We start from the raw sequence: 15672 nt of genomic DNA, 5'->3' as shown, positions 1-15672 counted from the left end.
TATTTTCATGGCCAGCAAAGGAGAAACACCATGACCGACAACACGAACCGCGTAGCAATCATCACCGGCGCCTCCAAGGGGATCGGTAAGGCTCTGGCCCTGCGCCTCGCCAGGGATGGACTTGCCGTCGTCGTCAATTACGCATCGAGCCAGTCTGCAGCCGATGACGTCGTCCGCGAAATAGAAACAGCTGGCGGCAAGGCTATCGCCGTCAAGGCGGATGTCGGCACATCGGCTGGCGTCACGGCGCTCTTCGACGCGGCAGAGAAAAGCTTCGGCGGCGTCGATATCCTCGTCAACAATGCCGGCGTCATGAAGCCTTCTCCGTTGATGGAGACGGATGACGCCGAATTCGACAGGCACATCGCCATCAACCTCACCGGCACGTTCTACGGCATTCGCGAGGCCGGCAAGCGGCTGCGCGAGGGCGGCCGCATCATCAATTTTTCGTCCAGCGTCGTCGGCATGTACGGTCCAGGTTACGGCCCCTATGCCGCCAGCAAGGCAGGTGTCGAAGCCATGACCCATGTCGCATCCAAGGAACTGGGCAAACGCCGGATCACCGTCAACGCCGTCGCCCCCGGCCCGGTGGAAACCGAACTGTTCATGACCGGCAAGTCGGAAGAGCTGGTCCAGAACATCATCCGCAACATCCCGCTCGGTCGCCTTGGACAGCCTGACGATATCGCCTCTGTCGTCTCGTTCCTGGCAAGCACGGAAAGCGGCTGGGTCAACGGTCAGGTCCTGCGCGCCAATGGCGGCATGATCTGAAAAACGAATAGGAAGGAAAACCCCGATGCCGTTCGTCAATATCAAGACGCCGGAAGGCGCGCTGACCAAGGCCCAGAAGAAGGAGATCGTACACCGTACGACCGACATGCTGGTCGAATACATGAGCGAGGCCGCCCGCCCCCACACGATGGTGCTGATCGAGGAAGTCAAAGATGGTGGCTATGGCCGTGCCGACGAGATTTTCGTCATTCCTGAAGCCTATCGCGCACCGGCCGGGACCTGAGCACTCTCGGCTGAAAACAAAAAAGGCGGCGCGATAAAATCGCGCCGCACTAATACCCCCGCCCTTTTCTTCTATCAGAAGCGGTAGGTCACACCTGCACCGATCAGCCACGGATCGATCTTGGCTTTGCCCGAAAGCGGAACACCCAGCGGGCTGTTATCAACTTTCCAATCCGTTTCGAGGAAGATCTTCTTCACGTCGAAATTGATACCCCAATGCTCGTCGAGCATGTAGTCGAAACCAGCCTGTAGAGCCCAGCCGAAGTCATTCTTGACGTCGAGGTTCTTGAAGCCACCCTTGTCGGACTGATTGTAGAACATCGAGTAGTTGATACCCGCACCGACATACGGCTTGAACGCGCCGAAATCGGTAAAGTGATACTGCAGCGTCAGTGTCGGCGGCAGAAGCCAGGCCTTGCCCACATCCAGATCTGCAGCACCGGTCGTGTTGATCTTGGCATAGGTCGTGCCGAGGATCAGTTCTGCGGCAATATTGTCGGTGAAGAAGTAGCTGATATCCAGTTCCGGAATGACCGTATCACTATATTCCAGCCCGTAAGCGCTGCTCTGATCAACCGAACCGCTATCCCTGGTGATGACGCCAAGCGCGCGTACGCGCATCTGCCACGGGCTCGGAGAGGAAATCACTTCTTCTGCAACGGGCGCGACCTGGGCGGGCGCCATGTCCGCGGCTGCGGCCCCGAATGCGAAAAAGCCCGCGCTGATCCCCACCATCCAACGCGCATAGTTCCTGCTGCTGATTGTCATAAAACCTCTCCTTCCAGCCTGCCCAAATCTTCTGGAAAAGGTCTAAAACTCGTGCAGTTGCAGACACTTGATCGAGATCAAGTGTACTCATCCACTAATGAAGGAGGCGGCGATTGTTGCCTAAATGACGCAGTGGCGATGCGCCGCTGATTTCCTCTCGCTCCACGAGATGCCGCAAAGGAAAAGCCCCGTCTCCGGAACTGGAGACGGGGCTTCGGGATGATCGGAGCGGCCACGCGGCCTTTTTGCTGAATAATTCTATTTCAGGCCAGCTTGCGACCGCTCGCAACGATCATGCCCGCTGCACCTTCAAGCCAGCCTGCCTTCAGTTCCAGCGCCAGAAAACGGTCGCGCTGAAAAGGGCCTGGCATGACGAGATGCGCAGTCTTTTCGGCAAAAAAGCCGAATCTCTCATAATAGGGAGCATCGCCGACCAAGAGGATCGCTCCATGCCCGCGGTTATGCGCCTCTGCAATGGCGGCACGCATCAGAGCGCCACCGATGCCCTTGCCTTCCTGATCCTCGGATACCGCGAGCGGGCCGAGAAGCAGCGCTTCGATCGGATTGCCTTCCGGCGAAATGCCTGCCTCGATGTTCCACAGGCGAACAGTGCCGATCAGGTGGCCGTCGCCATCGCGAGCAACCAGCGCCAGACCTTCCGCCGGCAGGCGGTTGCGGCGGATCTTTTCAGACGACTTCTTGCGGCGGTCAGCACCCATGGCGCGATCGAGCAATGTCTCGCGCGCGACGACATCGGCCGGAGTTTCCATGTCGATCGTGTAGGCTTGGCTCGGCGCAAAAAATGCGCGGACAGAATCAAGAACAGTGGCCATCTTTGGGCCTCCCGCACTTAAAACCGTTTCAGACGGTATCGAGGTTTCGTTGTGGATTTGCGGCCCCCGGCTGGAGGTTCGGGAACCGCGAAACTATTGGGCGTAAGACGCCTTTAGATGACGTAAGCCTTGAGCGGCTCGAAGCCGTTGAAGGCGACGGCCGAATAGGTCGTCGTGTAGGCGCCGGTGCCTTCGATCAGAACATCGTCGCCGATCGAAAGGGAGATCGGCAGCGGATACATGTTCTTCTCGTACATCACGTCGGCCGAATCGCAGGTCGGGCCAGCCAGCACGCAGGGCTCCATCTCGTCGCCGTCACGCTCGGTGCGGATCGGGTAACGGATAGCCTCGTCCATGGTTTCGGCGAGACCACCGAACTTGCCGATGTCGAGGAAGACCCAGCGGTGGTTGTCATTGTCCGACTTGCGCGAGACGAGAACGACTTCCGCCTTGATGACACCAGCATTGCCGACCATGCCGCGACCCGGCTCGATGATCGTCTTCGGCAGGTTGTTGCCGAAATGCTTGCGCAGCGAGTTGGAGATCGCCTGGCCGTATTCCTCAGCCTTCGGGATGTCGCGCAGGTACTTGGTCGGAAAGCCGCCGCCCATGTTGACCATCTGCAGGACGATGCCCTGCTTGGCCAGCTGCGCGAAGACACGCTTGGCATCGGCCAGAGCCGAATCCCAGGCATCGACCTTGGTCATCTGCGAACCGACATGGAAGGACACGCCGTAGCTTTCGAGCCCGAGCTGGTGAGCGTAGACGAGAACATCGACGGCCATCTGTGGCACGCAGCCGAACTTGCGCGACAGCGGCCATTCGGCGCCTTCACCATCGGTCAGAACGCGGCAGAATACCTTCGCGCCCGGGGCAGCGCGGGAAATCTTTTCGACTTCCTCATGGCTGTCGACCGCGAAGAGACCGACGCCGAGCGCGAAAGCGCGGGCGATATCGCGTTCCTTCTTGATCGTGTTGCCGAAGGAGATGCGGTCGGCGGTTGCACCTGCATCGAGAGCCATCTGGATTTCGGCGACGGAAGCGCAATCGAAGCTCGAGCCGAGAGAGGCGAGCAGCTTGAGGATTGCCGGTTCCGGGTTTGCCTTGACCGCGTAATAGATCGAGCTATCCGGCAGGGCATGACGGAACGCATGGAAATTGTCGCGTACGACATCGAGGTCGACAACGAGGCACGGGCCTTCTGGACGTCGGGTCTTGATGAAGTCGAGGATGCGAGCAGTGGTCATGGGTCAGTCCCTTCGAAATCTCAAAGCTCCGGCTGCGAACCGGAGGACAAAGGACGGATAAGAATGCGCTCGGGGCCAGTAGTTGGAGACACTGGTACCGTGAGCACGCTTTACCGCGCGATATGTAGACCAACGCCCTGCCACGAGCTTTGATCCGGCTTTGTCTGCCTTGGATTGGAGGGTTGTCCCTACCGCACTTCCGGCAATGATGGTGTGCCTCTTCAGAATTGCAGGCTGATGGAAAGCCTGCAGAGACTAGAAAGGCCCGCACCGTCGTTGCTTCAGATGTCCTCGCATTTTCCGGTTGGCCGGAATAGCGACTGGAGGGGTTAGTTCCAGGTACCTTACCGATGACCTCACCTTAGAGATAAATCTCAATTCGAGGGTCGGCGGACACCCATGGGCACGTGCGACTTTGGGCAAAGCGGGAAATAAGAATATTCGCAGTCATAATCAAGAGATTTTTTACGCTCGACCATATTTTTACATTGGTCCATAAACATCGAACGAAGCAGCCGCTTTCGTTCAATATTAAGGAGACATCCCTTGGACACCCTCACCCGCATGCGCGCCTTCATCGATGTGGTCGAAGCCGAGGGTTTTTCCGCCGCCGCGCGCCGTACCGGCCGCTCCAAGGCGCTTCTTTCCAAATATGTCCGCGAGTTGGAGGATGACCTCGGCGCGCTGCTTTTGAACCGCACGACGCGTCAGTTTTCCCTCACCGAAGCCGGCCACACCTATTACCGCAGTGCCTCGGATATCCTGAAGGAGATCGACAACCTTGCCGACCTGGTGCGCGAAGGCAATGCGGATCTCAAGGGCCGCTTGCGCGTTTCCGTACCGCGCACTTTCATCGACGCCGATGTCGGCCAGTCGCTGATCGATTTTGCCAAGGCTCATCCCGATGTTCAGCTGGAAATCGTCGCGGACGACCGGTTCGTCGATCTGATCGAGGAAAATTTCGATCTGGCGATCCGCATCACCCGTCTGGAAGATTCCGGCATGATCGCAAAAAAGCTGAATGATTTCCGTGTACATGCCGTCGCGACCGCAGACATCGTCGCGCAATACGGTCCGCTGGAACATCCGCAGCAATTGAGCAATGTCCCCTTTATCATCGATACCAACACGCGCGGGCACAACAATATCCGTTTCGTCGAAAAGGACGGCTCGACTTTATCCGTCGGCGTGTCAGGCCCGATCGAGGTCAACAGCCCGCAGGCGACATTGCGGGCCGCTCGCGCGGGACTCGGCGTCGCGATCATCCCGGATTTCATCGCCAACGCCTATATCCAGTCCGGCGAGCTCGTCACGCTTTTCGATGACTACATCATCAAGGATCGCGGCATCTACGCCGTTTATCCGCATCGCCGCTATCTGCCGGCCAAGGTCAGAAGCTTCGTCGATTACCTCGCCAACTGGTTCCGCCAGGCGCGATGACGCAGTAGATGTCACAGTAATTGTGTAACATGTGAGTCGAAATTCCGTCCCATTTCAACGGCACAGCAGGCTGACGAGATGACACGGGACGAATATAGGGCGCCGGACCGAATGAAAAAAAGACTTGCGATCATCACCGCCCTTGCGGCCTGCGCGCTGCCTTATGCCGCCTCGGCCCACCCCCACATTTTTGTCGAATCGCGGCTGGAAGTAATCGGCGGGCCGGATGGCATGGTGCAGGAGCTGCGCAATGTCTGGCGTTTCGACGAGGTCTTCTCGTCCAGCGTGTTGCTGGATTTCGACAAGAACACCGATCTCAAACTGGACGAAAGCGAGCTGGCGGAACTCGGCGAGACGATGCGCACCTCGCTTGGCGACTACCACTACTTCACCACTTTGACGGTGAATGGCGCAACTGTAGGCGTGCAAAAACCGGACGTGATCCACGTCACCTTCAAGGATGGGCAGATCCTCGTCTTCTTCTCGGTCAAACCGGACAAGCCGATGCCGCTCAAGGGCAGGCTGACCTTCGGTATCTACGACCCGACCATGTATACCGCGATCGACTTTCCGACCGACAAGGACCTTGTGGCCGAAGGCCCCGCCTTCGCAAAATGCCAGCACAAAGTCATCCGTCCGGATCCCGACGAGGTCCTCTCCCAAAATAGCGCCTCGCTGACCGACGCATTCTTCAACGATCCGACCGGAACCGACATGTCGAAAATGTTTGCGACCCGTCTGGAGCTGACATGCTGAAATCTCCAAGGCTCGGTGTGGCGGCAGCCTTTGCCGCTGCGGCCTTTGCCAGCTTCTATCTCGCCAGCGCCGTTCACGCCCAGTCGCCCCTGGGCGTCGGATCGGCAGAACCTTCATTCTCTGTCGGCGGGCCGTTCGCACCCTATCTCAGCTGGATCAATTACTACCAGCAATCCTTTTATCGCGCCCTGACCGGCTCGCTGAAAGCGATGCGGGAAGACCCTTCCGCCTTGGCAGGCCTGATCGGCCTGTCCTTCGCCTATGGCGTCTTCCACGCCGCCGGCCCCGGTCACGGCAAGGCGGTCATTTCCTCCTACATGATCGCCAATGAAGTGGAACTGCGCCGCGGCGTTACCATCTCGTTTATCTCGGCGCTTCTCCAGGGGCTGGTCGCGATCCTCGTCGTCGGGGCCGCCTTCGTCGTCCTGCGCGGTTCGGGCATCACCATGACCAAGGCGACATGGGCGATGGAAGTCGCAAGTTTCGCCATGGTCGCCCTCTTCGGCGCCTGGCTGTTGGTGAAAAAGCTTCGCGCGCTGAAACTACGGGTCGTGCGTGTCCCGGACGCCGCTCCCGCAACCGGCACACTGTTCGATGGACCCGCCGCAAGCCGCAGCTCTACCGGCCTGAATTTCAAGGCAGTCGAAGTCGACGACCATGACTATGAAGGCGACGGCGACTATTGCGAGGCCTGCGGTGTCAGCCACATGCCCGATCCGAAAATGCTGGACGGCAAGGATTTCAGTCTCAAGGAAGCCTGGTCGGCGATCATCGCAGTCGGCCTGCGCCCCTGCTCCGGCGCCATTCTCGTCATGAGTTTTTCGCTGCTGAACGGCCTTTATCTCGGCGGCATCCTGTCGGTGCTGGCAATGTCGCTCGGCACGGCGATCACCGTTACGATCCTCGCCTCACTCGCGGTCGGCGCCAAGGATATAGCTCTCAAGGTTGCTGGACCCGGTTCAAAAACAGGCCGCCGCGTCGGCCATGCGATCGAGATCGGCGGCGCGCTTTTCGTTCTGCTGGTGGGTCTCTCGCTGCTAGGCGCGTCGCTACAGGCGTAACGTCAACGCCGACGCTGATACCGCGCCCTCAGCCAGAAAATCCAGAAGAAACCGAGCAGCAGGATCGCGCCGACGATAAAGGCAAGCGCCGGCGAATACTGGCCGATCCAGAGCACCAGAGACGGCAGGAAATAGATGACCACCACGGCGCCGATCATGATCAGCGCCGCGGCAATCATCTGCGATCTCGTCTCCGGCTTCATGCTCATACCCTCAAGCGCTGGCGATTTCGGCGCGGATATCCTCCAGCCGCCGCTTCTGGCTGCCATTGGCATCGAAATTCTCCGGCGCGAGCCAGGCTTCGAATGCCGCCTTGATGAGAGGCCACTCGCTGTCGATCATCGAGAACCATGCCGTATCGCGGTTGGCACCGCGGGAAATTACATGCTGGCGGAACACGCCTTCGAAGGTGAAGCCATAACGTATCGCCGTTCTTTTGCTCGGCTCATTTTCGTTATGGCACTTCCATTCGTAACGGCGGTAGCCGAGATCCTCGAAGACATGTTTTGCCATAAGGTAATGCAGTTCGGTCGCCATCGGCGAACGCTTCATCGCTTCGCCATGCGCCACCGAACCGACTTCAACGACACCATTTTTGGGATCGGGCCGCATGTAACTTGCCATCCCGACGATCTTGCCGGTCGCATTTTCCCGCGCCACAAGCGTGATGAAGTTGAGATTGGCTTGCGCACCCTCAATCCATGCGCCGAACTCGGCCGCCGTGGCATAATCCTCGTTGGGGAAATACCGGATAAGATCGTTGATCCCCTCGCCGCCCAGAGCTTCCCAGAGCGCCTGCAGATGCGTGTCGCGATCATAGGGTTCGAGCGTGACGAACCGGCCAGTCAAGGTAACGGGCTTGGGAGCTGCAACTTTATAGGTTTTCAGATCTTGCATCGGAATAGCCTTGTTTCGCTACCCGACGATTAAGTCAGGGATCTCCCAAAGGCAATGCCACACCTGCCACTGGGCGTGGAGCCGGAGGGCGAGTGCCTCGCCCCAATTTATCATCAATCAATATTTGGCTCGGCAGATATATTGTTGTTGGTCTAGGATGGATTTAAATTCGGCTGAGATTTTGGGGTGCAAAAGATGCCCGTAAACCTGCCGCAAAAGTCTCCGACAGACCCTCGCCTGCTGACATTGCTGGGCCATGTCGCCGAAAGCTCGGGACGCCTCTGTCTTTCCGAAGATGAATATGAATTTCTGGAGGCGGAAACGTTCTTTCAGGATGCGGCGCGCAACAAGCTCATAACCATCGATCATGGCGGAGAATGGTCGACGGGAGCGGTAGTCTCGATCACCCGCGAAGGCCGCCTTATGATCGGCTCACCCGAACCCGAAAGCATCTGGAAAAAGCTTGAAGGCCTTTTCCGCCGCCGCATCGGCGGGGCAGACGGCTGACCGGCAAGGGAGCCGGTCTGAGCCGGCCCCCGTTCCTGTCAATCTCGATTATCCGGAGATCAGATCTCCTTCGCGCCACTGCGCCGCTGTCCAGTTTCTGATCCGCATGCGACGAGCGACAAAGCCGCACAGCAAGGGGGTGATCACGAAGCTCGCTACGATCACCACGGGGATCAGATATTTCGCCTGATCGGCAAAGCTCGGCACCGAAAGAACGGTGATGACGCCGGCGCCGAAGAGCACGGCGTTGATCATCAGCGCGCACATCACTTTCAGCCAGATATCGGTCGGAATTTTCTCGGTTTCCATCATCGTCTTTCTCCTTTCAATGCCGACAAAAGCACCTGGAGCCAGAATTGTTCCGACAAAACACAACCGATACGCGTCTTCCGTGTCTTCTTTAAACTGCCGGAGACGCAACCTTGGCCGACGAAACCGTGGCGTCGATATGGTCGATCAAGGCGTCGGGCAGATTGAGACGGCCGGCAAGCATATCGAGATAACCGCGCTCCGCCCTCGTATCCGGATCGATCGTCAGCCTTGTTGCGGTATAGAGTTCGACCTTCTGCTCCTCGGTGCGTGCAGCAGCCACCAGATCGTCGATATCGACCGGATTGGCGAGTTCCTCGGCAATGAAGGCTTCGGCTTCCGCCCCGAGATCGACAGCATGGATCTTTTCCATGATGTTGGCGCGCTCGGCTTGGTCGATATGACCGTCAGCCTTGGCGGCAGCGATCATCGCCCGGACGAGCGTCAACGCGAAATCATTGGAAAGCTGTGGCGACTGGAGGCTGAAGGGGGAATCCGGCGGCGGCAGCGCAATCGGCTCGGCTGCACTCGGCTGCGGTTGCGGCGCGGTCTGCGGCGACTGCCCCGACTTGTAATTCTTATAGGCGAGATATCCCAGGCCCGCGACAGCCGCGATACCGCCGATCGTCACCGCATTGCCGGCAAGCTTGCGGCCTGTCTTGGTGCCGAGAATGGCGGCCGCGATACCCGCAGTCTTCAGAGGATTATTCTTGGCGATGTCCGTGACCTGCCCGGCCCATCCCGAGGCGGATCCGGATTTGCCGCTTCCCGAGCGCCCGGGAACCTGTGACCCGAGGAACTGGTCAAGAAGCTTTTTCGCGTCGAACATCGATATCTCCTATCGGTTGAATTTCGATTGGGAGATAGGAACGAAAACGCGGGAAAACAATTTTCCGCGTCATCGATAACGAAATTGTCAGAACGCTCCGGGGAAAATCCCGGTGATCTCAACCCTTCAGTGCGAAGGCTTCCGATGCGAGCTTGGTGATGCCGGCCCAGTCGCCTGCAGCAACCAGTTCCTTCGGAGCAACCCAGGAGCCACCGACGCACACGACGTTCGGCAGCGACAGGTAATCCTTGGCATTCTTCAGCGAGATACCACCGGTCGGGCAGAAGAACGTACCTGCAAGCGGCGAGGACCAGGCCTTCAGCATGGCGGCACCACCAGCCTGCTCGGCCGGAAAGAACTTCATCACGTCATAACCGGCTTCGCGCAGCGTCATGACTTCGCTCGGCGTTGCCGTGCCCGGCAGAAGCGGAACGGCAGAATCCTTGGCGGCGGCAAGAACGCTCGGTGCGACGCCCGGCGAGACGATGAAGGTGGAGCCGGCCTTGACAGCGGCTTCGTAATCCTTCGAGTTCAAAATGGTGCCGGCACCGACATTGGCGCCTTCGACTTCGGCAGCAACCGCCTTGATGGCATCGAGTGCCGCCGGCGTGCGCAAGGTGATTTCGATGGCTCGCAGGCCGCCGGCAACAAGTGCCTTGGCTAGATCAACTGCCGACTTGGCGTCATCGACGATCAGCACCGGAACGACCGGCTGCAATTTGAGGATGGAAAGGACTTTCTCGGTTTTGCTAGCCATGCACGTTCTCCCTGAAACGATTGAAAATATGGCCCGGAAATAAACGTCGGCACGGTCATTGTCGAGAAAAAACCGGGCGGTGCGACAGAACGCATTTTCCAATCGTCATGTTTGCACTAGGTTGCTGCCGATGTTCCAAGACAGGTGTAGATGACATGGCGAAGGAAATCGAGCGGAAGTATCTGGTCAGAACCGACGGCTGGCGTTCCGGCGCCTCGTCATCCTCCAGCTTCCTGCAGGCTTACATTTCTTCCGGCAAGGATCGTTCCGTTCGTGTTCGCATCATGGACGGCGAAAGGGCGAAACTGACGATCAAGATCGGCCGCGACCTCTTCGCCCGCGACGAGTTCGAATATGACGTTCCGCTTGCCGATGCCAAGGAAATGGCAGAGCAAGCCCTCGGCGTCGTTCTGGAAAAGACCCGCTACTTCGTTCCTTATGAAGGCTATACTTGGGAGGTGGACGTCTATGCCGGTGCCTATGCCGGTCTGGTCGTGGCAGAGGTCGAGATTGCCAGCGAAAAGGACCGGCCGCCCCTCCCCGACTGGATAGGCAAGGAAATCACCGGTGACCGGCGTTATTCGAACGTCAACATGGCAGTTGAAGACCTGAGCGAGGAACTCGTGCATGGCTTACCGTTTACGGCCGTCTGAACCCTTCACCGCCGAATTCTGTTCCGTCGCCCGGCAGCAGCTTTCGAAAGCGATCAGCTATCTCGAAGATCAGCGCGACGGCCCGCACGAAGCCATTCACGACGTCCGCAAGCGCTTCAAGCGTGTTCGTTCCCTCTACCGGCTCATCCAGCCGGATGCTCCTGATTTCCGCAGGCAGGAGAATGCCAGGATCCGCGATATCGCCCGGCAACTCTCGTCCGTACGCGATGCGACCGCCCTTGTCGAAACCGTAACCTATCTGGCAGACTTCGCGGCCTCTCCCGAAGAAAAAACCGCGCTCGAAACGGCACGAACGACACTCACCGCCCGCAGGGATCGCATCGCCGCGGAAGAACATGACCTTCCCGCCAAGATCGCCTCAGCGATCGAGGGTTGCCGCGAAGCGATCGACGCGCTCGATGCCCTGAACCTTTCAGATACCCCGCGCAAGACGGCAAAGCACCTTGGAAAGGCCTGGAGGAAGCAGCTGGCGAAAGCCCATGCCGCGGTGCGCGAATGCGAGAAGCAGGGCGGCGCCGAAAGCTATCACGAGCTGCGCAAGAGCGGGCAGGCCTATTGGATGCACCTGTCGCTTCTGCGTGAGATCTGGCCCTCTGCGATGCAGGCGAAACAGAACGAATGCAAGACGCTGGTGGATCTTCTGGGCCACGAGCACGATCTCTCGGTCCTGACCGAATTGGCGGATAAGGAACCCAGCCTGTTCGGCAGTGGCGACAGGCTTGCACGCTTGCTCGCGGCAATCATCAATCGCCAGCAGACGCTGCGGCGCGATGCGATGGAAAAGGCTCAAGGCCTGCTGGCAGAGACACCGAAGGAAGAGGCCGCCCTGATCGCACTCCTTTGGGAGAGAGCGGCGGGAACCAGCTCCGGCAAGACCAACAGGAACGCGGCTGAGCCTCGAAAGGTGGAGGAAGAATCCGCGTTGCGTGGCGCGCGATAGCGCTGTATTTGAGCCCCATGACAGACAATCAGATCACATCTCGATCCCAGGCGACCGACGGAACAACCAATGGCTTCCTCGTTGCGGCGCTGTATCACTTCGCCCGATTCGAGCGTTTTGAGGATTTTCGTGAGCCGCTTCAGGCTTTCTGTGACGAGAACGGCATCAAGGGTACTTTGCTGATTGCCCGCGAAGGCATCAACGGCACCGTTGCCGGCACCGACGATGCGATCGCCCGCCTGCTCGCCCATCTGCGCGCCCAGCCGGAATTCGCCAATCTGGAGCACAAGGAAAGCCGCGCATCGAAGATGCCTTTCCTGCGCATGAAGGTTCGGCCGAAGAAAGAGATCGTCACCATGGGCGTCGAGGATATCGACCCCAACAAGATCGTCGGCACCTATGTCGATCCGAAGGACTGGAACGCGCTGATTTCCGATCCCGAGACGATCCTGATCGACACGCGCAACGACTACGAGACGGCTATCGGCATCTTCAAGGGCGCGGTCGACCCGAATACCAAGACCTTCCGCGAGTTTCCGGACTGGGTGCGCAACAATACCGGCCTGCACAACAAGCCGAAGATCGCCATGTATTGCACCGGCGGCATCCGCTGCGAAAAGGCGACGGCCTTCATGAAGGAAGAAGGCTTCGAGGAGGTCTATCACTTGAAGGGCGGCATCCTCAAATATCTCGAGGAAGTGCCGGAAGAGGAAAGCCTGTGGGAAGGCGCCTGCTTCGTCTTCGATGAACGCGTCTCGGTCGAGCATGGCCTGAAAGAGGGCAATCACAAGCTTTGCCACGCCTGCCGCAACCCGATCACCGCAGAAGAGATCACCTCTCCTAAATACGAGGAAGGCGTCTCCTGCTCCAACTGCTACGACACGCGCAGCGAAGCCGACCGCCTGCGCTACCGCCAGCGGCAGCACCAGATCGCCCTCGCCAAGAAGCGTGGCGTCAAGCATATCGGCAGCTGAGAGACCGGTCGGTGAAAAACGTGTTGTTCGTCTGCAGCCAGAACAAGCTGCGCAGCCCGACAGCAGAACACGTCTTCGCCGACTGGCCAGGTGTCGAGACATCTTCGGCGGGAACCAATAACGACGCCGAAAACCCGCTTTCCCGCGAACTCGTCGAATGGGCCGACATCATTTTCGTGATGGAGCGCGCCCACCGCGCCAAGCTTCAATCGCGATACCGGGCCGCGCTGAACGGCACACGCATCGTCTGCCTCGACATTCCCGATGACTATCAGTTCATGGATCCAAGGCTCGTGGAGCTTCTCAAAGCCAAGGTTCCGCGGCATCTATGAATGGCGAGGAATAACCTCACCTCAGCGAAAATATCGCCCTGCGCTCATCGCGCCGGAAAACGCTGTCAATATCGTCAGCCGACATCGGTTGACCGAACAGGTAGCCCTGCAACTGGTCACAGCCGGTCAGCCGCAATTGCAGCACCTGGGCATCCGTCTCAACACCTTCGGCGGTGACTGGGATATCCAGCGAGCGCGCAAGCGCTACCGTCGCATGCAGAAGGTCGACCGCGCTCCGTTCCTGATCGAGCGCATGGATCAGCGATTTGTCGATCTTCATGCGGTCGAAACCAAACTGGCGAAGATAACCGACGCTCGAGAAGCCGGCGCCGAAATCGTCGAGTGCGATATGAACGCCCAGTCGCCGCAGCCCGGCCATCGAGGTTTTCGCCCGGTCGGCATTCTGGATGAAATAGCCTTCGGTCATTTCCAACGTGATGTCTGCGGGACTGGCTTTGGTCTGGCGAAGTACGTAGGCAACGTTCTGCGGAAACGCAGGGTCGCGGAATTGCCCCGGAGAGATGTTGACCGACAGCTTGAAGCCTGGCCAGCGTTTCACCGTCTCGCAGGCACGATGCAACACAAAGAGACCGAGCTGATCGATCAGGCCAGAGGTTTCGGCAATCGGAATGAAGACATCCGGGGAGACCGCGCCATAGCCCCTACGGTTCCAGCGGGCCAGCGCCTCCACCCCTACGATCCTGCCATCCTGAGCCGAGACCACCGGCTGATAGACAACGGTCAGCTCCTGCCGTTCGATGGCGATCCTGAGGTCAATTTCGAGCCTGTGGCGCTCCTCCCGCTCGGCATCCATGTCCGGCGTGTAATACTCAAAGCGGCTGCGCCCGCTGTCCTTGGCCCGATACATCGCCATGTCCGCGCGCCGGACCAGTTCTCCACCATTAACGCTGCCGCGCTCGGATATCGCGATGCCGATGCTCGTCCCGATCACGGCCACCCGCTCACCGATGGTAAAGGGCTCCTCGAAAAAGCCGAGAATGCGCTCGCATAGCATCGCCGTTTCGCGGCCCGGATCGTCCGAGAGAACTGCAATGGCAAACTCGTCTCCGCCGACCCGGGCAAGCACTGCCCCGTCGCCCACGAGGATCCTCAACCCTGCCGCGACGCTGCGGATCAGCGTGTCGCCGGTACCATGCCCATAGGCATCGTTGACTTCCTTGAACCCGTCGAGATCGAGATAAAGCATAGTCACGCTCTGCCTGCTGCGCGCGCCTTCCTCCACCATGTCATCGAGAGCCATGAAGAACCCCGTACGGTTGAGCAGACCGCTCAGCCTGTCGGTCATCGCAAGACGGCGCGCCGAGGCCTCATCGGCTTTCAGTCGATTGAGAGTATTCGTTCCGGCAACCAGCAGAAGCAGGAAGAAAAGCCCGACCATGGCCACTGCGCTGTAAACCAGTGAGCGGACCTGAAGATAGCTGATGTCCCCCGGCTTGCGCGGCGTCCAGCCAAGCTTTGCCAGAAGCCGACCATGCACGTTGCGAATCTCGACTGCATTGGGCAGCGCCTCATCTGCACCGACGAAATGCAACCCACCGATGACATAGGTCTCCCCGAGAGCCGCAACCTTCTCGTCATTCAGATGGCGTGCGAAAACCAGATAGCGCCGGTTTTCCGGAGACACGTCGATAGCACCCGACTTCTCGCGGATAAGAGCTACACCGATCGCCGAAACACCCTTGGTGGTAGCGATAAATCCAATCGCCTCCGGCACGCTCTCCGGGCCGGCCGACTGCGCCTTGTCGAAAAGTGTCCAGAGCGATGAATCGAAATAGTCGCCGGGCGCCCAATCGACCGGATGACCGTCCTGATAGGCCATCAGAACATTGCGATGGGTGTCCAGCAGCATCGCAACGTCGAAAAGATCGCTGTTGACGGTCATATCGCCGAAATTGCTGATGATCCAGTCCTGCCCGTCCGGCGCATAAACGAAATTCGCCGCATCGTCCCAGGCGGCATAGTCGTTCAGCGTCGCATGAAGCTGATCCTGAAAGGTCCGAACGGCACCGCTGGTGGTCGCACGCGACCGCTGCTCATCGAGATTGTTGGTGTGGTCGGTGATCCGGTTGACAGCTGTGAGAATGAAAACGGTGACTAGAAAAACGACAAGGGCGAAGGCGCCGAGCATCGAAGTCACGGCGGACTTGCGCCCAACGTTCACGGGGCGTCGGAAACGGAATGATAACAGCCCCATAGAACCCCTCTCTAAACCAGAAGTTTATCGCGAGTATTCCTTCAGATATAGTTAAGATTGAAGTGGAAGATACCACTTCAAAAAGAAGCCCCTTACGCGTTCTCTCGCGTAAGGGGCTG

Annotated in this window: 19 protein-coding genes; 10 read left to right on the top strand and 9 right to left on the bottom strand. The window is 58.8% G+C overall.

The window, feature by feature from the left end:
• The first annotated feature begins 30 nt into the window (after positions 1 to 30).
• Positions 31 to 771 carry an SDR family oxidoreductase gene (locus MRBLMR1_RS01940; protein WP_148143361.1) on the top strand — a complete coding sequence of 247 codons (741 nt, stop codon included), beginning with the start codon at positions 31 to 33 and terminating at the stop codon, positions 769 to 771.
• 25 nt (positions 772 to 796) lie between these two features.
• Entirely contained in the window at positions 797 to 1015 is a 219-nt protein-coding gene (locus MRBLMR1_RS01935) for a tautomerase family protein (RefSeq protein WP_148143359.1), read from the top strand.
• A gap of 74 nt (positions 1016 to 1089) precedes the next feature.
• Here MRBLMR1_RS01935 and MRBLMR1_RS01930 read toward each other — a convergent pair whose 3' ends face one another.
• From MRBLMR1_RS01930 to odc2, 3 genes are all read right to left on the bottom strand, one after another.
• On the bottom strand, positions 1090 to 1749 hold the full coding sequence (locus MRBLMR1_RS01930) for an OmpW/AlkL family protein (RefSeq protein WP_148143657.1): 660 nt from the start codon (positions 1747 to 1749) through the stop codon (positions 1090 to 1092).
• A gap of 296 nt (positions 1750 to 2045) precedes the next feature.
• Positions 2046 to 2615, bottom strand: coding sequence for a GNAT family N-acetyltransferase (locus tag MRBLMR1_RS01925; protein ID WP_148143357.1), 570 nt, complete (start codon positions 2613 to 2615; stop codon positions 2046 to 2048).
• Positions 2616 to 2728: 113 nt separating this feature from the next.
• Complete coding sequence (gene odc2 / locus MRBLMR1_RS01920) at positions 2729 to 3862, bottom strand: ornithine/lysine decarboxylase (RefSeq protein ID WP_148143355.1); 1134 nt, start codon at positions 3860 to 3862, stop codon at positions 2729 to 2731.
• A 546-nt stretch (positions 3863 to 4408) separates the two neighbouring features.
• Between odc2 and MRBLMR1_RS01915 the strand changes: the two genes are divergently transcribed.
• From MRBLMR1_RS01915 to MRBLMR1_RS01905, 3 genes are all read left to right on the top strand, one after another.
• Positions 4409 to 5302 (top strand): LysR family transcriptional regulator, encoded by an 894-nt coding sequence (locus MRBLMR1_RS01915; RefSeq protein WP_148143353.1) that lies wholly within the window; start codon positions 4409 to 4411, stop codon positions 5300 to 5302.
• A 111-nt stretch (positions 5303 to 5413) separates the two neighbouring features.
• Positions 5414 to 6058, top strand: coding sequence for a DUF1007 family protein (locus MRBLMR1_RS01910; protein WP_148143351.1), 645 nt, complete (start codon positions 5414 to 5416; stop codon positions 6056 to 6058).
• Positions 6052 to 7119, top strand: a complete 1068-nt coding sequence (locus MRBLMR1_RS01905; protein ID WP_148143349.1) for a nickel/cobalt transporter — start codon at positions 6052 to 6054, stop codon at positions 7117 to 7119. Before MRBLMR1_RS01910 ends, MRBLMR1_RS01905 begins: the two co-directional genes overlap by 7 nt.
• 2 nt (positions 7120 to 7121) lie before the next feature.
• Here the strand turns inward: MRBLMR1_RS01905 and MRBLMR1_RS01900 are convergent, their stop codons facing one another.
• A complete protein-coding gene (locus MRBLMR1_RS01900) occupies positions 7122 to 7322 on the bottom strand; it encodes a hypothetical protein (protein WP_148143347.1) in 201 nt (66 codons plus the stop codon).
• 10 nt (positions 7323 to 7332) lie between these two features.
• On the bottom strand, positions 7333 to 8016 hold the full coding sequence (locus MRBLMR1_RS01895; protein ID WP_148143345.1) for a GNAT family N-acetyltransferase: 684 nt from the start codon (positions 8014 to 8016) through the stop codon (positions 7333 to 7335).
• A gap of 195 nt (positions 8017 to 8211) precedes the next feature.
• Between MRBLMR1_RS01895 and MRBLMR1_RS01890 the strand changes: the two genes are divergently transcribed.
• A complete protein-coding gene (locus MRBLMR1_RS01890; protein ID WP_148143343.1) occupies positions 8212 to 8523 on the top strand; it encodes a hypothetical protein in 312 nt (103 codons plus the stop codon).
• A gap of 48 nt (positions 8524 to 8571) precedes the next feature.
• Here the strand turns inward: MRBLMR1_RS01890 and MRBLMR1_RS01885 are convergent, their stop codons facing one another.
• From MRBLMR1_RS01885 to MRBLMR1_RS01875, 3 genes are all read right to left on the bottom strand, one after another.
• On the bottom strand, positions 8572 to 8835 hold the full coding sequence (locus MRBLMR1_RS01885) for a hypothetical protein (RefSeq protein WP_500063538.1): 264 nt from the start codon (positions 8833 to 8835) through the stop codon (positions 8572 to 8574).
• Between the two features lie 88 nt (positions 8836 to 8923).
• Positions 8924 to 9661 (bottom strand): tellurite resistance TerB family protein, encoded by a 738-nt coding sequence (locus MRBLMR1_RS01880; RefSeq protein ID WP_148143340.1) that lies wholly within the window; start codon positions 9659 to 9661, stop codon positions 8924 to 8926.
• 118 nt (positions 9662 to 9779) lie between these two features.
• Complete coding sequence (locus MRBLMR1_RS01875) at positions 9780 to 10418, bottom strand: 2-dehydro-3-deoxy-phosphogluconate aldolase (RefSeq protein ID WP_148143337.1); 639 nt, start codon at positions 10416 to 10418, stop codon at positions 9780 to 9782.
• 155 nt (positions 10419 to 10573) lie between these two features.
• On the opposite strand from MRBLMR1_RS01875, the gene MRBLMR1_RS01870 reads away from it, so the two are divergent.
• Genes MRBLMR1_RS01870 through MRBLMR1_RS01855 form a run of 4 tightly spaced genes read left to right on the top strand, consistent with a single transcriptional unit; the run spans position 10574 to position 13338 of the window.
• On the top strand, positions 10574 to 11071 hold the full coding sequence (locus MRBLMR1_RS01870; protein WP_148143335.1) for a CYTH domain-containing protein: 498 nt from the start codon (positions 10574 to 10576) through the stop codon (positions 11069 to 11071).
• Positions 11046 to 12032: a CHAD domain-containing protein gene (locus MRBLMR1_RS01865; protein WP_148143331.1), complete on the top strand. Its 987-nt coding sequence runs from the start codon at positions 11046 to 11048 to the stop codon at positions 12030 to 12032. The genes MRBLMR1_RS01870 and MRBLMR1_RS01865 overlap by 26 nt, the downstream gene beginning before the upstream one ends.
• A gap of 17 nt (positions 12033 to 12049) precedes the next feature.
• Complete coding sequence (gene trhO, locus MRBLMR1_RS01860; protein ID WP_148143329.1) at positions 12050 to 13006, top strand: oxygen-dependent tRNA uridine(34) hydroxylase TrhO; 957 nt, start codon at positions 12050 to 12052, stop codon at positions 13004 to 13006.
• An 11-nt stretch (positions 13007 to 13017) separates the two neighbouring features.
• Positions 13018 to 13338, top strand: coding sequence for a low molecular weight protein tyrosine phosphatase family protein (locus MRBLMR1_RS01855; RefSeq protein WP_148143326.1), 321 nt, complete (start codon positions 13018 to 13020; stop codon positions 13336 to 13338).
• 16 nt (positions 13339 to 13354) lie between these two features.
• Here the strand turns inward: MRBLMR1_RS01855 and MRBLMR1_RS01850 are convergent, their stop codons facing one another.
• Positions 13355 to 15553 carry a bifunctional diguanylate cyclase/phosphodiesterase gene (locus MRBLMR1_RS01850; RefSeq protein WP_148143323.1) on the bottom strand — a complete coding sequence of 733 codons (2199 nt, stop codon included), beginning with the start codon at positions 15551 to 15553 and terminating at the stop codon, positions 13355 to 13357.
• Between the last annotated feature and the right edge of the window lie 119 nt (positions 15554 to 15672).

The organism is Neorhizobium sp. LMR1-1-1.1 (assembly GCF_040675795.1).
Taxonomy (GTDB): Bacteria; Pseudomonadota; Alphaproteobacteria; order Rhizobiales; family Rhizobiaceae; genus Neorhizobium; species Neorhizobium cellulosilyticum.
This window is presented reverse-complemented; position numbering and strand designations above follow the sequence as displayed.